The 2,948-nt window shown below is 62.7% G+C and carries 3 protein-coding genes; all 3 read left to right on the top strand.

Annotation, left to right across the window (positions count from 1 at the left end; translation table 11 throughout):
* Positions 1 to 328 (top strand): DUF5372 family protein (locus tag CF68_RS34615; protein WP_235205990.1); only part of this gene is annotated, 328 nt, incomplete at its 5' end.
* A gap of 52 nt (positions 329 to 380) precedes the next feature.
* A complete protein-coding gene (locus tag CF68_RS34610) occupies positions 381 to 713 on the top strand; it encodes a DUF6788 family protein (protein WP_035828050.1) in 333 nt (110 codons plus the stop codon).
* Between the two features lie 136 nt (positions 714 to 849).
* The gene (locus tag CF68_RS34605; RefSeq protein WP_035828047.1) at positions 850 to 2,922 is read left to right on the top strand and encodes a recombinase family protein; all 2,073 of its coding nucleotides are present in this window, start codon (positions 850 to 852) and stop codon (positions 2,920 to 2,922) included.
* Positions 2,923 to 2,948 lie beyond the last annotated feature (26 nt).

The following is a 2,948-nucleotide window of genomic DNA, read 5'->3' as shown; positions in this document are numbered from 1 at the left end:
GGGACGGTCAGCGCGAACTGCACAAGCGCTCAACGAGCATTTGGGATGGGCTGAGATCCGCCATCCGTTTCATCCGCTCCGGGGCCAGCGTTATCCGGTCCTGAAGACGCGCCGGGTGGCGGGCGTCGACACATTGCTGCTGGGTCATGTCGAGCGCGGCAGCTTCAGCATTGCCCGCGAATGGACCGACTGGGGCGCGCCTGCCGTCGAAGACGATTGCGAGATCCCTGTGTCTCGCTTCGATCTGGGCATGCTGCTGGAGCTGATCGCGTTGATCGACCAGCTTGCCGCTTCGTCCTCCAAGAAGTCATCAACCAAAGGAGCTTGATCAATGCATTTCATTGCCCTACTATCAGACCAGTTTTTAACGTGGTCCGCCAATGCAAGATATTCCGTCGCCCGCTTTACGCAGACGCCGCGCGCAATTGCTCAAGCAAATGCCGGCGTTGGACACGCTCTTGCGGGGCTCGCTCATCGAACGCTACAAGCGCTGCGGCAAACCTGGCTGCAAGTGCGCCGACGGCCCCGGTCATGGCCCCAAGTACTATCTGTCAGTGAGCTTTCCGGGGCGCCGACCACAGATGGACTACGTGCCCCAGGCCGATTACGCCGACGTCAGCGAACGCTTGGCGACCTATCACCGGGTCCGCGAGATCATCGAAGAGATCTGCGAGATCAACCGCGAACTACTACGCCGCCGCGAGGCGCTCTGAGGGGCGTCGGTGAGCCAGGCGCCGCTCTCGCTCACCATCTCCATCGATCCGCAGTCAGCCGGCGTACTCATCGCCAACATGCTCGAGGCTTGGCTCACCGCCGAGTCCGCGCTGGAGCTGACCGAGGAGGCCGTCGATGAACACCAAGATCACCCCGCAACATCACAGCAAGCCGGCGTACATCTATATCCGCCAGTCGACGCTGGCCCAGGTGCGGCATCACCAGGAGAGCACCGAGCGCCAGTATGCGTTGCGCGACAAGGCGCTGGCACTCGGCTGGCCGGACACGTCGATCCGGATCCTGGACCGGGACCTCGGTCAGTCAGGCGCTCAGATGACGGGCCGCGAGGACTTCAAGACGCTGGTGGCGGATGTCTCGATGGGGCAAGTGGGCGCGGTGTTTGCGCTGGAGGTGTCGCGCTTGGCGCGCTCGAACCTGGACTGGCATCGCCTGCTCGAGTTGTGTGCACTCACCCAGACGCTCGTCATCGACGCCGATGGCTGCTACGACCCGGGCGACTTCAACGACGGTCTGCTGCTCGGTCTCAAAGGCACGATGGCACAGGCCGAACTTCATTTTTTGCGCGGGCGCCTCCAGGGCGGCAAGCTCAATAAGGCGCAGAAGGGTGAGTTGCGCTTTCCGCTGCCGGTTGGCTTGTGCTATGACGATGAGGGTCGCATCGTCCTCGATCCCGATGACGAGGTTCGCGGCGCCGTGCAACTGGTGTTTCGTCTGTTTCAGGAGACCGGCAGCGCGTACGCCGTCGTCAAGCGCTTTGCCGAAGATGGTCTGCGCTTTCCCAAGCGCGCATACGGAGGTGCCTGGGCAGGTCGACTCATATGGGGGCGCCTACGCCATGAACGCGTGCTTGGTCTGATCCGGAATCCCTCGTATGCGGGCGTCTATGTCTTCGGCCGTTACCAATATCGTCAGCGCATCACGCCACAGGGAGAGGTCTATAAGCGAGTGCAGCCGGTACCCAAGTCCGACTGGCGTGTCCACCTTCCCGACCATCACGAAGGCTATATCACCCCGGAGGAATTCGAGCGCAACCAGGCGCGCCTAGCGCGCAATCGGACCAACGGCGAAGGTACCGTGCTCAGCGGGGCGGCGCGTGAAGGATTGGCGCTGCTGCAGGGGATGCTGATCTGTGGCTGCTGTGGCCGGGCGCTGACCGTGCGCTACCAGGGTAACGGTGGCATTTATCCGTTGTACCTTTGCAGTGCGCGCCGCCGAGAGGGTCTGGCGACAACCGATTGCATGAGCGTGCGCAGCGACCTGCTCGACAACGCGATCGGCGAAGCAGTGCTCGCGGCCCTGCGGCCAGCCGAACTCGAACTCGCCGTGACCGCCCTGAACGAACTCGAGAAGCGTGATCACGCCATCATGCGTCAGTGGCATATGCGCATCGAACGCGCCGAGTATGAGGTCGCGCTTGCGGAGCGTCGCTATCAGGCATGCGATCCCGCTAACCGTCTGGTCGCGGGCACCCTCGAGCGGCGCTGGAATGACGCGATGCTTCGCCTCGAAGCAATCAAGACTGAAGCCGCCCAGTTCCAGAGCCAGAAGGCGCGCGTCGCAACGCCCGAACAGAAGGCCCAGATCCTCGCGCTGGCGCGCAATCTTCCACGTCTCTGGCGTGCTCCGGCGACCCCAGCGAAGGATCGCAAGCGCATGTTGCGACTGCTCATCCGAGACATTACGGTCGAGAAACTGCCCGCAGCCAGACAGGTGGTCCTACACGTGCGTTGGCAGGGCGGCACCTGTACCGACACCACCGTGACTTTGCCCAAGCCAGTCGCCGACGCGATGCGCTATCCGACTGCGACCGTCGAGCAGGTGCGCAAACTGTCGCAACATCTGTCCGACCCGCAAATCGTTGCGCACCTCAATCAGGAAGGCTTGCGCAGCCCAACTGGCAAATCGTTCACGCTCGCCATGGTCAAGTGGATCCGTTTCCGATACGGCATTCCGGCCACCAACTTCATGCGGTCTGACGAGCTCACGGTCCAGCAACTCGCTCACCGACTGGGCATCAGTCCACACGTGGTGTATTACTGGATCGAGCGCCAGGTGGTCCACGCTCGGAAGCTCGACGGGCGGGGCCCCTGGTGGATCACGCTGGCCCCCACCAAGGAACAGCAACTGCGGGACTGGGTACGCACTTCAGGGCATTCTCGGGGGCAACGTTCCTACACTCAACTGTGAGAGGTGCATTATGAGATCACCGTCGG

It is taken from the genome of Cupriavidus sp. SK-4 (assembly GCF_000611125.1).
Classification (GTDB): Bacteria; Pseudomonadota; Gammaproteobacteria; order Burkholderiales; family Burkholderiaceae; genus Cupriavidus; species Cupriavidus necator.
This window is presented reverse-complemented; position numbering and strand designations above follow the sequence as displayed.